14 protein-coding genes are annotated in these 16,391 nt (G+C 65.1%); 10 read left to right on the top strand and 4 right to left on the bottom strand.

Annotation, left to right across the window (positions count from 1 at the left end; translation table 11 throughout):
• Window positions 1-93: 93 nt before the first annotated feature.
• Entirely contained in the window at window positions 94-519 is a 426-nt protein-coding gene (locus tag IX761_RS10820) for an NINE protein (protein WP_194789585.1), read from the top strand.
• Window positions 520-558: 39 nt separating this feature from the next.
• On the opposite strand, the gene IX761_RS10815 is transcribed toward IX761_RS10820, so the two are convergent.
• The 3 genes from IX761_RS10815 to IX761_RS10805 form a co-directional block, all read right to left on the bottom strand.
• Window positions 559-1,254 (bottom strand): SPOR domain-containing protein, encoded by a 696-nt coding sequence (locus IX761_RS10815; protein WP_194789584.1) that lies wholly within the window; start codon window positions 1,252-1,254, stop codon window positions 559-561.
• Window position 1,255: 1 nt separating this feature from the next.
• Complete coding sequence (argS, locus tag IX761_RS10810) at window positions 1,256-2,992, bottom strand: arginine--tRNA ligase (protein WP_194789583.1); 1,737 nt, start codon at window positions 2,990-2,992, stop codon at window positions 1,256-1,258.
• Between the two features lie 180 nt (window positions 2,993-3,172).
• Window positions 3,173-5,392 carry a primosomal protein N' gene (locus IX761_RS10805; RefSeq protein ID WP_194789582.1) on the bottom strand — a complete coding sequence of 740 codons (2,220 nt, stop codon included), beginning with the start codon at window positions 5,390-5,392 and terminating at the stop codon, window positions 3,173-3,175.
• A gap of 169 nt (window positions 5,393-5,561) precedes the next feature.
• Between IX761_RS10805 and rpmE the strand changes: the two genes are divergently transcribed.
• From rpmE to IX761_RS10790, 3 genes are all read left to right on the top strand, one after another.
• The gene (rpmE, locus tag IX761_RS10800) at window positions 5,562-5,777 is read left to right on the top strand and encodes a 50S ribosomal protein L31 (protein WP_194789581.1); all 216 of its coding nucleotides are present in this window, start codon (window positions 5,562-5,564) and stop codon (window positions 5,775-5,777) included.
• Between the two features lie 2 nt (window positions 5,778-5,779).
• A complete protein-coding gene (locus tag IX761_RS10795) occupies window positions 5,780-6,601 on the top strand; it encodes a thermonuclease family protein (RefSeq protein ID WP_194789580.1) in 822 nt (273 codons plus the stop codon).
• A gap of 179 nt (window positions 6,602-6,780) precedes the next feature.
• Entirely contained in the window at window positions 6,781-8,049 is a 1,269-nt protein-coding gene (locus tag IX761_RS10790; RefSeq protein ID WP_194789579.1) for a malic enzyme-like NAD(P)-binding protein, read from the top strand.
• 409 nt (window positions 8,050-8,458) lie between these two features.
• Here IX761_RS10790 and IX761_RS10785 read toward each other — a convergent pair whose 3' ends face one another.
• Window positions 8,459-10,867, bottom strand: coding sequence for a penicillin-binding protein 1A (locus IX761_RS10785; RefSeq protein ID WP_194789578.1), 2,409 nt, complete (start codon window positions 10,865-10,867; stop codon window positions 8,459-8,461).
• Between the two features lie 167 nt (window positions 10,868-11,034).
• Here IX761_RS10785 and pilM point away from each other — a divergent pair, with 167 nt between their 5' ends.
• The 6 genes from pilM (at window position 11,035) to aroB (ending at window position 16,389) form a co-directional block, all read left to right on the top strand.
• A complete protein-coding gene (gene pilM, locus IX761_RS10780) occupies window positions 11,035-11,925 on the top strand; it encodes a type IV pilus biogenesis protein PilM (RefSeq protein ID WP_194789577.1) in 891 nt (296 codons plus the stop codon).
• Window positions 11,922-12,461, top strand: a complete 540-nt coding sequence (locus tag IX761_RS10775; RefSeq protein ID WP_194789576.1) for a PilN domain-containing protein — start codon at window positions 11,922-11,924, stop codon at window positions 12,459-12,461. Before pilM ends, IX761_RS10775 begins: the two co-directional genes overlap by 4 nt.
• A gap of 5 nt (window positions 12,462-12,466) precedes the next feature.
• Entirely contained in the window at window positions 12,467-13,471 is a 1,005-nt protein-coding gene (locus IX761_RS10770; protein ID WP_194789575.1) for a pilus assembly protein PilP, read from the top strand.
• The gene (locus IX761_RS10765; protein WP_194789743.1) at window positions 13,425-14,669 is read left to right on the top strand and encodes a type IV pilus secretin PilQ; all 1,245 of its coding nucleotides are present in this window, start codon (window positions 13,425-13,427) and stop codon (window positions 14,667-14,669) included. Before IX761_RS10770 ends, IX761_RS10765 begins: the two co-directional genes overlap by 47 nt.
• Window positions 14,670-14,673: 4 nt before the next feature.
• Window positions 14,674-15,192: a shikimate kinase AroK gene (gene aroK / locus IX761_RS10760; protein WP_194789574.1), complete on the top strand. Its 519-nt coding sequence runs from the start codon at window positions 14,674-14,676 to the stop codon at window positions 15,190-15,192.
• Between the two features lie 99 nt (window positions 15,193-15,291).
• Window positions 15,292-16,389 (top strand): 3-dehydroquinate synthase, encoded by a 1,098-nt coding sequence (gene aroB / locus IX761_RS10755; RefSeq protein ID WP_194789573.1) that lies wholly within the window; start codon window positions 15,292-15,294, stop codon window positions 16,387-16,389.
• Window positions 16,390-16,391: the final 2 nt, after the last annotated feature.

The following is a 16,391-nucleotide window of genomic DNA, read 5'->3' as shown; positions in this document are numbered from 1 at the left end:
GTTGGTCGCGCGGCCGCGTACCATATGTCGGGTCTACACGGAAAAGTCACATTTTCCGTTAGAAAATTTTCGGCTAACCCACGAGGGCTTCGAATGAATGGTTATCAACAGGGTGTGCCTGCGCATGACACCCACAGCAAGGTCCTCGGCTACCTGCTGTGGATCTTCGGCTTCACCGGCGCGCACCGCTTCTACTACGGCAAGCCGATCACCGGGACGATCTGGTTCTTCACCTTCGGGCTGCTGGGCATCGGCTGGCTGATCGACCTGTTCCTGATCCCGTCGATGGACCGCGAGGCGGACCTGCGCTTCGAGTCGGGCGGGGTGGACTACAACCTGGCGTGGATCTTCCTGACCTTCCTCGGCATCTTCGGCGTGCATCGCCTGTACCAGGGCAAGTGGATCAGCGCGCTGATCTACCTGTTCACCGGTGGCCTGTTCCTGTTGGGGGTGCTGTACGACTTCTGGACCCTCAACAGCCAGATCTCCCAGGTCAACGCCGAGCGTCGCCGGGTATGAAAAAAGGCCTTGTCGCTGATTGCGGCAAGGCCTTTTTCGTTACTGGCGTCGCTGTTGCAAGAGCAGGTTGCTGAAGCCTGCCCCGGCTAGCTGCTTTTGCGCCACGGTCAGCTGTTCGCGGTTGCTGAACGGGCCAACCATCACGCGGTACCAGGTCTCTTCCTTGACTGTCCCCGACTCCACCTTGACCGCCTGGCCGAGCAGGATGATCTGCGCGCGGACCTTGTCGGCGTCCGCCTGCTTGCGGAACGAGCCGGCTTGCAGGAAGAACTGGGTGGTGGCCGCCGGCTTGATCACTGGCGGTGCTGGTGGTGGCGTTTGCCCCAGCAACGCGGCCTGGGCGCGGGCGGTGTCGATCTTCGCCGCTTCAGCCGGGGTGACCGGCGTGGTGGGCACGGCCGGCACTGGCGGGGTTTTCTCGGGCACGGCCTCTGGCGGCACGATCACTTCCGATTCCGGCAGCAGGGTGTAGAAGTCGTACTTCGGCTTCACCGGCTGCTGCGGCGTTGGCGTGGTGGCCTTGCTCGCCTCGGCGACTTTCTCTGCCTTCTGCTGTTCGGGCTTGGTGCGCTTGATGTCGCCACCGCCCGGTTCGAGCTTCATCAGGAACACGATGAACGCGCCCACGGTCAGGCCGACCGCCAGCCACACCCAGCCTGGAATCGGCTGCTTGGCGGGCGGCTGGTGGCGGCTGGCGCCGCGCTTGGGCGCGGGCTTTTTCTTTGCAGCAGCCAAGTTACATGCGCTCCAGGGTTTCCAGGCCGAGCAGCTCCAGGCCCTGCTTGAGGGTGCGGCCGGTCAAGGCGGCCAGGCGCAGGCGGCTTTGTTGCTGTTCGGCGGTGTCGGCGGCGAGGATCGGGCAGTTCTCGTAGAAGCTGGAGAACAGGCCGGCCAGGTCGTACAGGTAGCTGCACAGCACGTGCGGGGTGCCCTTTTCGGCGACGTTGTTGAGGATCTCGCCAAACTGCGCCAGGCGCGCGGCGAGGTCTTGCTCGTGGGGCGCCTGCAGCACGATCTGGCCGTCGACCTCGTCGAAGCCCTTGCCCAGCTTGCGGAACACGCCGGCCACGCGGGTGTAGGCATAGAGCAAGTACGGTGCAGTGTTGCCTTCGAAATTGAGCATCAGTTCGAAGTTGAAGCTGTAGTCGCTGGTGCGGTGCTTGGACAGGTCGGCGTACTTGACCGCGCCGATACCGACCACTTCACCGATCTGGCGCAGTTCGTCCTCGGCCAGCGCCGGGTTCTTCTCCTTGACCAGCGCGTAGGCGCGCTCCTTGGCCTCGGTGAGCAGGTCGATCAACTTGACGGTGCCACCGTCGCGGGTCTTGAACGGGCGGCCATCGGCGCCGTTCATGGTGCCGAAGCCCATGTGCTCCATCTGCATCGGGTGGCCGACGAAGCCGGCGCGGCGGGCCACTTCGAACACCTGGTTGAAGTGCAGGGCCTGGCGCTGGTCGACGAAGTACAGGGCGCGATCGGCTTGCAGCGTGTTGCTGCGGTAGCGCACTGCGGCCAGGTCGGTGGTGGCGTACAGGTAACCACCGTCAGCCTTCTGCACGATTACCGGCAGCGGGTCGCCTTCGGCGTTCTTGAATTCATCGAGGAACACGCACTGGGCGCCCTGGTCCTCGACCAGCAGGCCCTTGGCCTTGAGGTCGGCGACCACGTTGGCCAGGTCGGCGTTGTAGGCACTCTCGCCCATCACGTCGGCCATGGTCAGCTTGACGTTGAGCAGCTCGTAGGTTTTCTGGCAGTGCGACAGCGAGATGTCCTTGAAGCGTGTCCACAAGGCCATGCACTCGGGGTCGCCGGCCTGCAACTTGACCACCAGGCCACGGGCGCGGGTGGCGAAGTCTTCGGATTCGTCGAAGCGCTTCTTGGCGGCGCGGTAGAAGTTCTCCAGGTCCGACAGCTCGTCGCTGGTGATCGGGTTCTCTTGCAGGTACGCCAGCAGCATGCCGAACTGGGTGCCCCAGTCGCCCACGTGGTTCTGGCGGATGACGTCGTCGCCGAGGAACTCCAGCACCCGGGCGACGCTGTCGCCGATGATGGTCGAGCGCAGGTGGCCGACGTGCATCTCCTTGGCCAGGTTGGGCGCCGACATGTCGATCACCACCTTCTGCGCCGGGCCGGCCTTGCGCACGCCCAGGTGGCCATCGGCCAGGGCGGCATCGAGGCGCTGGGCGAGGGCGTCGGTGTTCTGGAAGAAGTTCAGGAAGCCTGGGCCGGCGATCTCGACCTTGCTGATGTCGGCGCTGGCGGGCAGGGCGGCGATCAGCTTGTCGGCCAGGTCGCGCGGCTTCATGCCGGCCGGCTTGGCCAGCATCATGGCGATGTTGCTGGCGAAGTCGCCGTGGGTCTTGTCACGGGCGTTTTCCACCTGGATCGCCGGCGTCAGCCCTTCAGGCAGCACACCGTCGGCGACGAGTTGGGTGAGGGCTTGCTGGATCAGCTGGCGAATGGTGTCTTTCATGAGGGTCTCTTTTCGACCGCAAGCGCGGTGAGCGCTTCGATGCGCAGGTGGAAAAACTGGGCATTATCCGTTGCCGGGGGCGGGTTGCCAACCTCTGAGCCGGCGGCGTCGGTCAAGCGTGGGAGCGGGCTTGCCCCGCGATGGGCTCAATCGCGGGTCAAGCCCGCTCCCACGGACCGCTCAATATAGGTCCACCGGGTCGACATCCAGCGACCAGCGCACCTGCCGCCCCGAGGGCATCTGCTCCAACACTAGCAACCAGGCGCTGATGAGTCGATGCAGGGGCGCCCTGGCATTGGCCTGGAGCAATAGTTGCGCACGGAACCGTCCCGCTCGTCGCTCCATGGGCGCCGGGACCGGGCCCAGTAGCTCGATACCGTGCAGGCCCTGTTCGGCCAGCACGCGCTCTGCGGCGGCGCAGGCTTCGTCGAGGAAGCCCTCGGCCTGCCCTGGTTTATGTGCATCGGCGCGCAGCAGGGCGAGGTGGGCGAAGGGCGGCAGGCCGGCGGCGCGGCGCTCGCTCAGGGCCTGCTCGGCGAAGGCGAAGTAGCCTTGTTCGGTGAGCTGCACTAGCAGCGGGTGGTCGGCCAGGTGGGTCTGTACGATGACCTTGCCCGGCTCTTCGGCGCGCCCGGCGCGGCCCGCCACCTGCACGATCAGCTGGGCCATGCGCTCGCCGGCACGGAAGTCGCCGGAGAACAAGCCGCCGTCAGCATCGAGGATGGCCACCAGGGTCACCCGCGGGAAGTGGTGCCCCTTGGCGAGCATCTGGGTGCCGACCAGGATGCTCGGCTGGCCCCGCTGGATGGTGGTGAACAGGTTGTGCATGGCGTCCTTGCGCGAGGTGCTGTCGCGGTCCACGCGCAGGATCGGGTAGTCGGGGAACAGCACTTTCAGGCGTTCTTCGGCGCGCTCGGTGCCGGCACCTACCGGGCGCAGGTCGACGTGGGCGCATTGCGGGCATTGCAATGGCAGGCGTTCGTCGTAGCCGCAGTGGTGGCAGCGCAGCACCCCGGAGCGCTGGTGCACGGTCATGCGTGCGTCACAACGCGGGCATTCCGAGAGCCAGCCGCAGTCGTGGCACAGCAGGGTGGGGGCGAAGCCGCGGCGGTTGAGGAACACCAGCACTTGCTGGCCGGCTTCCAGGGTTTGCCGGATCGCTTGCTGCAAGGGGCCACTGATGCCGCTGTCCAGCGGCAGGCTGCGCACGTCCAGGCGCAGGAAGCGCGGTGGGCGGGCACCGCCGGCGCGCTGGTTCATGCGCAACAGGCCGTAGCGGCCGCTGTGGGCGTTGTGCAGGCTCTCCAGCGACGGGGTGGCCGAGCCCAGCAGGATCGGGATGTTCTCCTGGTGTGCGCGTACCACCGCCAGGTCGCGGGCGTGGTAGCGCAGGCCTTCCTGCTGTTTATAAGAGCCGTCGTGCTCCTCGTCGATGATGATCAGCCCCGGGTTTTTCATCGGCGTGAACAGCGCCGAGCGGGTGCCGATGATGATGTCCGCCTCGCCGTCGCGGGCTGCCAGCCAGGCGTCCAGGCGTTCGCGGTCGCCGACGGCCGAGTGCAGCAGGGCGATGCGTGCGTTGAAGCGTTGCTCGAAGCGTTGCAGGGTCTGCGGGCCGAGGTTGATCTCGGGGATCAGGATCAGCGCCTGTTTGCCGGCTTCCAGGGTTTCGCGGATCAGTTGCAGGTAGACCTCGGTCTTGCCGCTGCCGGTAACGCCTGCGAGCAGGAAGGCGTGGAAGGTGCCAAGGCCGGAGCGCACGGCCTCGAAGGCGGCGCGCTGCTCGTCGTTGAGCGGCAGCTCTGGCTGGGCCAGCCAGCGTTCGTGGCGTGGCGGCGGCAGGTGGCGGCGCACCTCGACCTGGACCAGTTCCTTGGCCAGCAGCAGGTCGAGGCTGTCCTTGTTCAAGCCGAGTTTGCCAAGCAGGCTGTGGGCCACGCCGTGGGGGTGCTGCGACAGGGTCTTGAGCGCATCGCGCTGGCGTGGCGCGCGGGCAATGCGTGGGTCTTCCAGGCGAGCATCGGCGGCGGCGTGCCAGAAGCGCTCCTGGCGTACCTCGGCCGGTTCGCCCTGGCGCAGCAGGGTGGGCAACGCCCAGTTCAGGGTGTCGCCCAGGCTGTGCTGGTAGTACTGCGCCGTCCACAGGCACAGCTTGAACAGTGCGGGCGGCAGTGGCGAGACCGGGTCGAGCAGGGCGCTGGCCGGTTTGAGCTTGTCGGCGGGCACTTCGCTCTTGTCGGCCACCTCCACCAGTACGCCGATCATCTCGCGGCGGCCGAACGGCACGCGGATGCGCATGCCCGGGGTCAATGCCTGGCGCGCCATGCTGGCCGGCGCCCGGTAGTCGAACAGGCGACGCAGGGGGGAGGGCAGGGCAAGGCGCAGGATGACGTCGGACACGCGGAAGGTCTCTGGAGGGCGTTTCACAAATCACGCGAGCCTAGCAGACGACGGTCGGTGCAAGCGACAACTTGCGCTGGCCCCGTGCTCTGGTATTATTCGCCGCCTAATTACGTGCGGTATTCAACAATAGGTGTTGGGTGGCGGCACGCAGCTCGAGGAAGTGACCATGAAAGCAAATATTCATCCGAACTACGAAGTAGTTGCAGTCACCTGCAGCTGCGGCAACAAATTCGAATCGCGTTCGACCCTGGGCAGCACCCTGGCGATCGACGTCTGCAACCTGTGCCACCCGTTCTACACCGGTAAGCAGAAAGTCCTGGACACCGGTGGTCGCGTACAGAAGTTCGCCGATCGCTTCGGTATGTTCGGTACCAAGAAGTAATCATGCGCATGGCGGATCTCTCGAGGTTCGCAGTGTGGCAAAAGAAGGCGCCCCTTGTGGGCGCCTTTTTTGTGGGCGCGATCTGGCACTTCCCGGCACAGGCGTTCTGCCCGTTGCCCGACAAGCCGCAGCAGGTGGCGGTGCGCTACGTGGTCGATGGCGACACCGTGCGTCTGGTCGATGGGCGCAGTGTGCGCCTGATTGGTATCAATGCCCCGGAGATTGCAGGTAAAGGGCGGCCCAGTGAGCCCTATGCGGAGGCATCCAAGCGCCGCTTGCAGGCGTTGGTCAAGGCCAGCGGTGGCCGGGTCGGGCTGGTTCCCGGCGTCGAAGGCAAGGACAAGTACGGGCGCACCCTGGCGCATATCTACGGTCGTTCTGGCAACAATCTGGAAGCACAACTGCTCAGCGAGGGGTTGGGCTATCGCGTGGCCATCGCGCCCAATGTGCGCCTGGCCGGCTGCCAGCAGCAGGCCGAGCAGCGGGCACGCAAGGCCAGGCTCGGGGTGTGGCGGCAATCGCCGGTGCTGCGCGCGCAGGACGTTCGACGCTCCGGCTTCGTACTGATCAGCGGCAAAATCAACGGCATCGAGCGCAATCGCGGTGGCGTCTGGCTGGAGTTGGACAGCAGCGTCGTGGTGCGCATCCCCGCTCATCTGCGGCGCAACTTCCCCGCCAACTTCTTCGCTAACCTCAAGGGACGCCAGGTCGAAGTACGTGGCTGGGTGCTGGATCGTTCCCGAAAGGAAGCGCTCAAGCCCGGCCAGCGACGCTGGCTGTTGCCATTGACTGATCCGAGTATGTTGCAGCCTGCCGCCGGCTAAATAGTTGTAGACAGTTTGCTATTGGATTGTACACACTGGGCTTTCTCCAGCCCCGTGGGTTATAGCGTAAAGTCGTAGGCCAAAGGCCTTGACACTTGTGACCGGGCAGTCTTGTCGCCCCCCGGCACTTTGCGTATCCTCGGCGGTCCGTCAGAACAGTAAATAGCGGAATGCCCATCATGTCAGACCTGAAAACCGCCGCTCTCGAATACCACGCCCAGCCCCGTCCAGGGAAACTGAGCGTCGAGCTCTCCAAGCCCACCGCCACCGCCCGTGACCTCGCCCTGGCCTACAGCCCAGGCGTCGCCGAGCCCGTGCGCGAGATCGGCCGTGATCCAGAGCTGGCCTACAAGTACACCGGCAAGGGCAACCTGGTCGCGGTGATTTCCGACGGTACCGCGATCCTCGGTCTGGGTGACCTGGGCCCGCTGGCCTCGAAGCCGGTCATGGAAGGCAAGGGTGTTCTGTTCAAGCGTTTCGCCGGTATCGACGTGTTCGACATCGAAGTCGAGTCGGAAAGCCCGCAGGCTTTCATCGACACCGTGCGCCGCATCTCCATCACCTTCGGTGGCATCAACCTCGAAGACATCAAGGCACCTGAGTGCTTCGAAATCGAGCGCACCCTGATCGAGCAGTGCGACATCCCGGTATTCCACGATGACCAGCACGGCACCGCGATCGTTACCGCGGCCGGCATGATCAACGCCCTGGAAATCGCCGGCAAGAAGCTCGAAGACGCCAAGATCGTCTGTCTGGGCGCCGGCGCTGCGGCCATCTCCTGCATGAAACTGCTGGTGAGCATGGGCGCCAAGGTCGAGAACATCTTCATGATCGACCGCAGCGGCGTGATCCACGCTGGCCGCGACGACCTGAACCAGTACAAGGCCCAGTTCGCCCACGCCACCGACAAGCGCACCCTGGCTGACGCGCTGGATGGTGCCGACGTGTTCGTTGGTCTGTCCGGCCCGAACCTGCTGAGCCCGGAAGGCCTGAAGTCGATGGCTGCCAACCCGATCGTGTTCGCCTGCTCGAACCCCGATCCGGAAATCGCCCCGGAGCTGGCTCACGCCACCCGCAGCGACGTGATCATGGCCACCGGTCGTTCCGACTACCCGAACCAGGTCAACAACGTACTGGGCTTCCCGTTCATCTTCCGCGGTGCCCTGGACGTTCGCGCCAAGCGCATCAACGAAGAAATGAAGATTGCCGCCGCCATCGCCCTGAAGGACCTGGCCAAGCTGCCGGTACCGAAGGAAGTCTGCGAGGCCTACGGCGTGCAGGCGCTGGAGTTCGGTCGTGAGTACATCATCCCGAAACCGCTGGATGCACGCCTGATCACCGTGGTTTCCGATGCCGTGGCCAAGGCCGCCATCGAATCCGGCGTGGCCACCCTGCCGTATCCGAAGCACTACCCGCTGAAAAGCGTGGATGACGTGTTCAACGGCTGATCTAGCCGTAGCGTCATGAAAAAGCCCCGGCTCGTGAGAGCCGGGGCTTTTTGTTGGGCCCACGTTATTGCGGGGCAGGCTTGCTCTCGTGGAGTTCAATGGCATCCCTTTCAAGGCGATCGCGCCAGGGCTGCCAGGTGCTCGCCGACAGTCTTGCAGCGCTCTTGAGATCGAGTGCCGCCCGCGCGGCGCAGACGCGGCATCTAGGTGGGCATGCAGGCCCTTCACAAGACTTTAGACATGCACCAAGGCGGGCAGCGGTACCCTCACAGGCATAATTGGCCCGAAACAGATGTGGGAGCTGGCTTGCCAGCGATGCGCCGCGCGGGCGGCGCTCGATCTGGTAGGCGCTGCAAGGTTTTCGGCAAGCACCTGGCGGCCCTCACCGAAAACCTTGAGCGGTTGGCCTTTAGAACAGATCCATCGGCGCCGCTTCATCCGCCGGCAGCGGGCTGCCAGGCGCCGCGCCATTGCCCAGCTCGTCCACCGATGGCGGCGAGTCTTCGGCCTTGAACAGCTCGAAATAGGCGTTTGGCGTGCTTGGTGTGGCGGCGCGCCCGCTGATCGGGTCGACGCGCAGGCTGAGGATGCCTTCGGGCTCGGCAGGCGTGTGCTCAGGCTTGTCCGTGCCACCGTACTCGCGACGGCCCAGGGTTTCCGGCTGGTCGAAGCCTACCCACACGGTGGTGACGTAGTCGGCGTTGTAGCCCGAGAACCAGGCGTCCTTGGACTCGTTGGTGGTGCCGGTCTTGCCCGCCAGGTCGCTGCGGCCCAGGGCCAGGGCGCGGCGGCCGGTACCGCGCTTGATCACATCCTGCAGCATGCTGGTGAGGATGTAGGTGGTGCGGCCGTCGACGATACGCTCGGCAATGGCCGGGGTTTGTGGCGCCGGGGCCAGCTGGCCAAAGGTGCTCGGGGCCTCGCCGGGCAGCGGTGCAATGCTGATCGGCTGCTCGGGCGCGGCGAGGCCGGCCTGGTCCTCGTTACCTTGCGGCACGCGTGGTGGGTTGGCAGTGAACAGCGTTTCGCCGTTACGGCTGTCGATGCGTTCGATCAGGTACGGGCTGATCTTGTAGCCGCCGTTGGCGAAGGTGCTCCAGCCGGTGGCGATCTCCATCGGGGTCAGGGTCGCAGTGCCCAGGGCCAGCGACAGGTTGCGCGGCAGGTCCTGCTTGTTGAAACCGAACTTGGCGATGTAGTCGATGGTGCGGTCCACGCCCATCGCTTGCAGCAGGCGGATCGACACCAGGTTGCGCGACTTGTACAGCGCTTCGCGCATGCGGATCGGGCCGAGGAAGGTATTGGTGTCGTTCTTCGGCCGCCAGACCTTGTCCAGGTACTCGTCGACGAACACGATCGGGGCGTCGTTGACCAGGCTGGCGGCAGTGTAGCCGCTGTCCAGCGCCGCGCTGTAGACGAACGGCTTGAAGCTCGAACCCGGCTGGCGCTTGGCCTGCATGGCGCGGTTGTAGTTGCTTTGCTCGAAGGAGAAACCGCCGACCAGGGCGCGGATGGCGCCGTCATACGGGTCGAGGGTAACCAGGGCGCTCTGGGCCCCCGGAACCTGGCTGAACTTGAGCTTGCCGTCTTCCAGGCGCTGCAGGCGTACCAGGTCGCCGACCTGGGCGACGTCGGCCGGCGATTGTGGCGAACGGCCCTGCGCGTTGCTGTTGATGTACGGGCGGGCCCATTTCATGGTGTCCCAGGCGACGGTTTCTTCCAGGCCGCCGCGGGTCATCACCTTCAGGCCGGTCTTCTCGACCTGGGTGACGATGGCCGGCTCCAGGCCGCCGAGAGTGCGCTGCTTGCCCAGTTCCTGTAGCCAGGCAGTGCGCGGCTTGCCGGGGAAGCGCGCTTCCGGGCCACGGTAGCCGTGGCGCTCGTCGTATTGGCTGAGGCCGTTGAGCACGGCGTTGTTGGCCAACTGCTGCATGTCGCTGGGCACCGTGGTGGTGACGCGGAAGCCCTCGGTGTAGGCGTCGCTGCCATAGCGGCCGACCATTTCGGCGCGGGCCATCTCGGCGACGTAAGGCGCGTTCACTTCCGGGGTGGGCACGTGGTAGCTGGCGTTCAGCGGCTCGGCCAGGGCGGCCTGGTAGCTGGTTTCGTCGATCTTGCCGAGCTTGTACATGCGCCCCAGGATCCAGTCGCGGCGCTCCTTGGCGCGCACCGGGTTGGCCAGCGGGTTGAAGCGTGACGGCGCCTTGGGCAGGCCGGCGATCATGGCCATCTGCGCCAGGCTCACGTCACGGATCGACTTGCCGTAGTACACCTGCGCCGCGGCATCGATGCCGTAGGCGCGGTTGCCCAGGTAGATCTTGTTGACGTACAGCTCGAGGATCTCGTCCTTGGTCAGCTCACGCTCGATCTGCAGGGCCAGGAGAATTTCGTTGGTCTTGCGCGAGAAGCTGCGCTCGCTGGTGAGGAAGAAGTTCTTCGCCACCTGCATGGTGATGGTGCTGCCGCCGGTCTGGATATGGCCGGACTTGAGCAGCTGCGTGGCCGCGCGCATCAGGCTGCTGGGGTCGACCCCGTAGTGATTGAGGAAATTATCGTCCTCGGCCGACAGCAGCGCCTGAATGAACTGTGGGGGAATTTCCTGGAACTTGATCGGCGAGCGCCGCATCTCGCCAAACTCGGCGATCAGCTTGCCGTCGCTGCTGTACACCCTCAGGGGGATTTGCAACTGGACGCTTCGCAGCGAATCGACCGACGGCAGGCTGGGGCTAAGATACAGAAACGCACCGCTCACACCGAGTACGAGCGCGCAGATGACTGCGACGAAAGACCACCAGAAGAACTTCAGCAGGCGTATCAAGGCTTTGGGGTGTCCTGGTTGAGGGGTGGAGGGCGCTAGGGGCCGGCGGACAGGAAAAATCGCTGGGCATTATAAGCATTTTTCGCCCCGCCGGGTGACCGGCCAGGGCGCTGCGATGACCGCCCGTACTGCAATGGCGCGGGTTTGACGACCAGGAAGGTACGACCATGTTGGGACGCTTTGGCAGGGATGCCGGTTCACTGCTGGGGGTGGAAATCGCCTCCGATTCGATACGCATGCTCCAGCTGCAACGTCGGCGAGGGCGTTGCAAGGTGGTGGGCTGGGCCCGGGAGTATTTTGAGACGCCCTTGCGCGGCCCGCAGGTGCTCGACGAAGACGAGCGCCTGCTGCAGGCCCTGGGCCGGGCCCATCGGCGTTGTGCCACCCGCCAGCGTCAGGTCGCCCTGGCCTTGCCGGCGTCGCACGTGATCTGCAAGGTCTGCCGGTTGGTGATCGGTGAGCCTGAGCGGGATGCCGAGGCGCAACTGCTCGAACAGGCCGAACAGCTGTTTCCCTTCCCGCTGGATGACCTGGCGCTGGACTTCCAGGTGCTTGGCGTGTCCGCCGGGCATCCTGGGCATGCCGATGTGCTGGTCGCCGCTTGCCGGCAAAGCCAGATCGATCCCTTCGAGCACTTGTTCGCTCGGGCCGGGCTGCAAGTGGTGGCCATGGAGGTCGACAGCATCGCCCTGCGCCGCGCCCTGCCGTTCGACGGGGGCAGTTCGACGCTCATCCAGCTGGAGGGCAACGAGGCGGTGCTGCATGGTTGGCAGGGCGAAGTGCTGCCGCAGCGCACGCACATTGCGTTGGCCTCGCAGGAGCAGTGGCTCGACCCTGTCGACCGGCTCTGGCAATCGGGTGGTTGGCAGTGCAAGGCGCAAGGGGTCGTGCTGACAGGCGGTGCCGCCACTGCCCTGCGTGCTGAGCAACTGGCAGAGCGGTTGAACGTAGATTGCAGGTTCGCCACCCCTGCCGCGCTTTCGGAGCTGGCCGAAGACGCAGCACTCGCGACGTCGATGACACTGGCCTGTGGATTGGCGCTCGGAGGCCTGCGATGAGACTGCGGGTGAACCTGATGCCGTGGCGTGAGCAGCGCCGGGTGAGGGATCTGCGACGTTTTCAGGTCGCATTGATCGTCGCTGCGCTGATGGCGTTGCTGGTGGTGATGCTGCTCGATCAGCTGGCACGTTCGCGCCTGGCGCGCCAGGCCGAGGCACTTGCTGCTCACCAGGCCGAAGCGCAACGGCTCGATGCCGTGATGGCGCAGATCGAGCAACTGCGTGAGTCGCGCGTCTCCATGCTTGAGCAACATGCCGCCCTGGCCGGTTTGCGCGCCCGCCAGGGGGCGCTGCCAAGGCTGTTTCTCGAGCTGGAGCTCGCCATGCCCGAGGGGGCTCGCCTGACCGCATTGAGGGTGAGGGATGGGCAGGTGCAGCTGTCTGGTCAGGCCGCATCGCCTGCGGTGGTCGCTCGGCTGATGCGTGAGCTGCAAGCGTCGGGGGTGTTGCATGCACTTGAACTGGTGCATCTGCACAACCTGCAAGCGAGCGATGAGTTTCAGCTGGCGGGGCGCCTCGCGGTGACTGGCTCGTGAAGGGGATGGCAATCCCGGACTGGCCATCACTGGTACGTCGCTCGGCCGCGCTCAGGGCGGTGTTGGTGGTCGTGCTGGTGGGGGCGGTGCTGTTCATGGGCTATCTGGCTCGCCTGCGGGATCTGGCCGAGGCCTCTGAGGTGATCGCCGCGCAGTTGGGTCAATTGCACACCGCACTTGAGGGTAAGGCAGCCCAGGCCGCCGGGCTTGAATCGACACGAATGGCGCTGAGGGATGCCGAGCAGCGCCTACATCACGAGCGTTGGCGCCTGGCGGCAGGAGAAGGCATGAGCGAGCTGCTCGATCAGTTGGCCATTTCCGGGCATGAACATGGCCTGCTGTTCGAGCGTCTCGACGTCCTGGGTATGCAACCGCAGGCCGGCTACCACCTGATACCCCTGGAAATCAGCGTGGTGGGTCGCTACCCAGGGTTGCGTACATGGTTGGAGGAATGGCTGGGGCAGGTGCGCCTGCTGGATGTCTCTCACATCGAACTGCTGGCGGTGGACGGGCAATCAGGGTTGGCCAGGGCGAAACTGCAGGTCAATGCCCATCGGCCCGACGAGGATCTGGCGCCACCCGCATCGCTCGCGCACCAGCCGGCCCGCGGGCCTGTCTCCACCAGCGCGTTCGATCCCTTCCAGGCATGGTCATCCCCTGTCGCGGCCCACGGGATGGGTCGCATCCCTCTGGAGCAGCTGGAGATGGTTGGCAGCCTGTCGCAGGCTGGGCATCGACAGGCATTGCTGCGCTCGGCCGGCCGCTTGTATCGAGTGGGTGTAGGGGAGGCATTGGGGCGTGATGAAGGGGTCGTGGTGCGCGTCGACGCTCATCAGGTCGAGGTGCGCGAACGGCTGTATATCAATGGTGGCTGGCAGCAGCGGTCCAGGTACCTGGCACTCGGGAAGGGTGCCTATGGAGGGGGCAGGGATGAAGTTGAAGCGCTGGTCGAGCTGCTTGGTGATGGGCCTGCTGAGCAGCGCAGGCGTGTCAATGGCGGCGGAGTTTGAGGCGGAGCCGATATCGTTGAATTTCCAGGATGTGGAGGTGCGCGCGGTGTTGCAGGTGATGGCCGACTATATAGGGATCAACCTGGTGGCCAGCGACACGGTGCAAGGGCGCATCAGCCTGCGCCTGGAAGAGGTGCCCTGGCAGCAGGCACTGGATCTGGTGCTACGCAGCAAGGGGTTGGGGCGCAGGTTGGAGGGCAATGTGCTGTTGGTGGCGCCGCTTGGCGAACTTCACGAGCAGTCACGCGATGTGCACCTGGAGCAGGCCCTGGAAGCTCAGCTGGAGCCGTTGCGCCGCGAGCTGATCCCGGTGTATCACGCCAAGGCGGCGGAGCTGGCCGAGCTGCTGCTGGCCAGCCTCGCCGATGATGGCATCCTCGCCGGGCGCGGCAGCCTGAGCGTGGATGCGCGCACCAACACCCTGGTGGTCGCCCAGCCCGCCGACCGGCTGGCCGAAGTGCGCAAGCTGGTGGCGCAGCTGGATGTCCCGGTACGCCAGGTGATGATCGAGGCGCGTATCGTCGAAGCGGGCGTCGATTACGAAAAGGCACTCGGCGTGCGCTGGGGTGGCCCGCTGTATGGCCAGAACAACCGCCTGGGCAGCGAACTGTTCGTCGACCTGGGGGTGGAGCGGGGCACTTCGGGGCTCGGTGTCGGGCTGTTGCGCAGCGACATCCTGCTGGACCTGGAGTTGAGCGCCATGGAAAAAAGCGGCAACGGCGAAATCATCTCCCAGCCCAAGGTGGTTACCGCTGACAAGGAGACCGCGCGGATTCTCAAGGGCACCGAAGTGCCCTACCAGGAAACCACCAAGAGCGGCGCGACCTCCATCGCTTTTCGCGAGGCCTCGTTGTCGCTGGAAGTGACGCCGCAGATCACCCCGGACGGCAAGGTGGTGATGGAAGTACGGGTGACCAAGGACGAGCCGGACTTCATCAATGCCCTGAACAACGTGCCGCCGATCCGCAAGAACGAGGTCAGCGCCAAGGTGCGGGTGGCCGATGGCGAAACCATTGTGATTGGTGGCGTGTATTCGACGTCGCAGAACAAAGTGGTCGACAAGGTGCCATTTTTTGGCGATCTGCCGTATGTTGGGCGGCTGTTTCGACGCGATGCATTACAAGAGAAAAAATCCGAGCTGCTGGTCTTCCTGACTCCGCGTATCATGAGTGACCAGGCGATTGCTGTGAGTCGTTGATTCTGTGCGAAATTTGATACTTGTGGGGCCCATGGGCGCTGGAAAGAGCACCATCGGACGCCTGTTGGCCAAAGAGCTGCGCCTGCTGTTCAAGGATTCCGACAAGGAAATCGAACTGCGAACCGGCGCCAACATCCCGTGGATCTTCGACAAGGAAGGCGAGCCGGGCTTCCGTGACCGCGAGCAGGCGATGATCGCCGAGCTCTGCGAGCTCGACGGTGTGGTGCTGGCGACCGGTGGTGGCGCGGTGATGCGCGATGCCAACCGCGCCGCGCTGCATGCCGGCGGCCGGGTGATCTATCTGCATGCCTCGGTGGAGCAGCAAGTCGGCCGCACCGCACGGGATCGCAACCGGCCCCTGCTGCGCACCGCCAACCCGGAAGCCACTTTGCGTGCGTTGCTGGAGACCCGCGACCCGCTTTATCGCGAGATTGCCGATATCGTGGTGGAAACCGACGAACGGCCACCGCGCATGGTGGTGCTCGACATTCTCGAGCGGTTGCACAAGTTGCCGCCCCGGTAAGCGGGGTCTATCCTCGGCGACCAACGCCGAGATGGGGTTGAACGTCATCGCGCGGCGCCGCATAGCGCGTCACCGCGCCCAAGCACATTGTGGGGATACATGCAGACACTAAAGGTCGACCTGGGCGAACGTAGCTACCCGATCTACATTGGCGAGGGCCTGCTTGACCAGCCCGAGCTGCTGGCGCCGCACATCGCCGGCCGGCAGGTCGCCATCGTGTCCAACGAGACCGTCGCCCCCCTGTATCTCGAACGCCTGAGCAACACCCTCGGCGCCTACAAGGTGCTGCCGGTGGTACTGCCCGATGGCGAAGCCCACAAGAACTGGGAAACCCTGCAGCTGATCTTCGATGCCCTGCTCACGGCGCGCCACGATCGCCGCACCACCGTGGTCGCCCTCGGCGGCGGGGTGATCGGTGACATGGCGGGCTTTGCGGCAGCCTGCTACCAGCGCGGCGTCGATTTCATCCAGGTGCCGACCACGCTGCTCTCGCAAGTGGATTCGTCGGTCGGCGGCAAGACCGGCATCAACCACCCGCTGGGCAAGAACATGGTCGGTGCGTTCTACCAGCCCAACGCGGTGCTGATCGACACCACCAGCCTGAAGACCTTGCCCGCGCGTGAACTGTCCGCCGGCCTGGCCGAAGTCATCAAGTACGGCCTGATCTGCGACGAGCCGTTTCTCGGCTGGCTCGAAGACAACATGCAGGCCCTGCGCGCGCTTGACCCAACGGCCCTGACCGAAGCCATCCGTCGCTCCTGCGCGGCGAAGGCCGCGGTGGTCGGTGCCGACGAGCGCGAATCGGGCGTGCGCGCCACGCTCAACCTTGGCCACACCTTCGGCCATGCCATCGAGACCCACATGGGCTACGGCGTCTGGCTGCACGGCGAAGCCGTGGCGGCGGGGACGGTGATGGCCCTGGAAATGTCCATGCGCCTGGGTTGGATCGACCAACCGGCGCGCGATCGCGGCATTCGCCTGCTGCAGGCGGCAGGGCTGCCAGTGGTGCCGCCGCAGGAAATGACCCCGGGGCATTTCATGGAACACATGGCGGTCGACAAGAAAGTGCTCGACGGGCGTCTGCGCCTGGTGCTGCTGCAAACGATGGGCGAGGCCGTCGTCACCGACGACTACCCGACAGAGATTCTCCAGGCCACGCTGGCGGCGGACTACCGCGCGATCGTGGCCCAGCTTTGAGG

The sequence above is a fragment of the Pseudomonas sp. UFMG81 genome (assembly GCF_015354575.1).
In the GTDB taxonomy this organism is placed as follows: Bacteria; Pseudomonadota; Gammaproteobacteria; order Pseudomonadales; family Pseudomonadaceae; genus Aquipseudomonas.
Note: the sequence above shows the minus strand (reverse complement) of the source record. Positions and strands in the feature narration are given on the sequence as shown.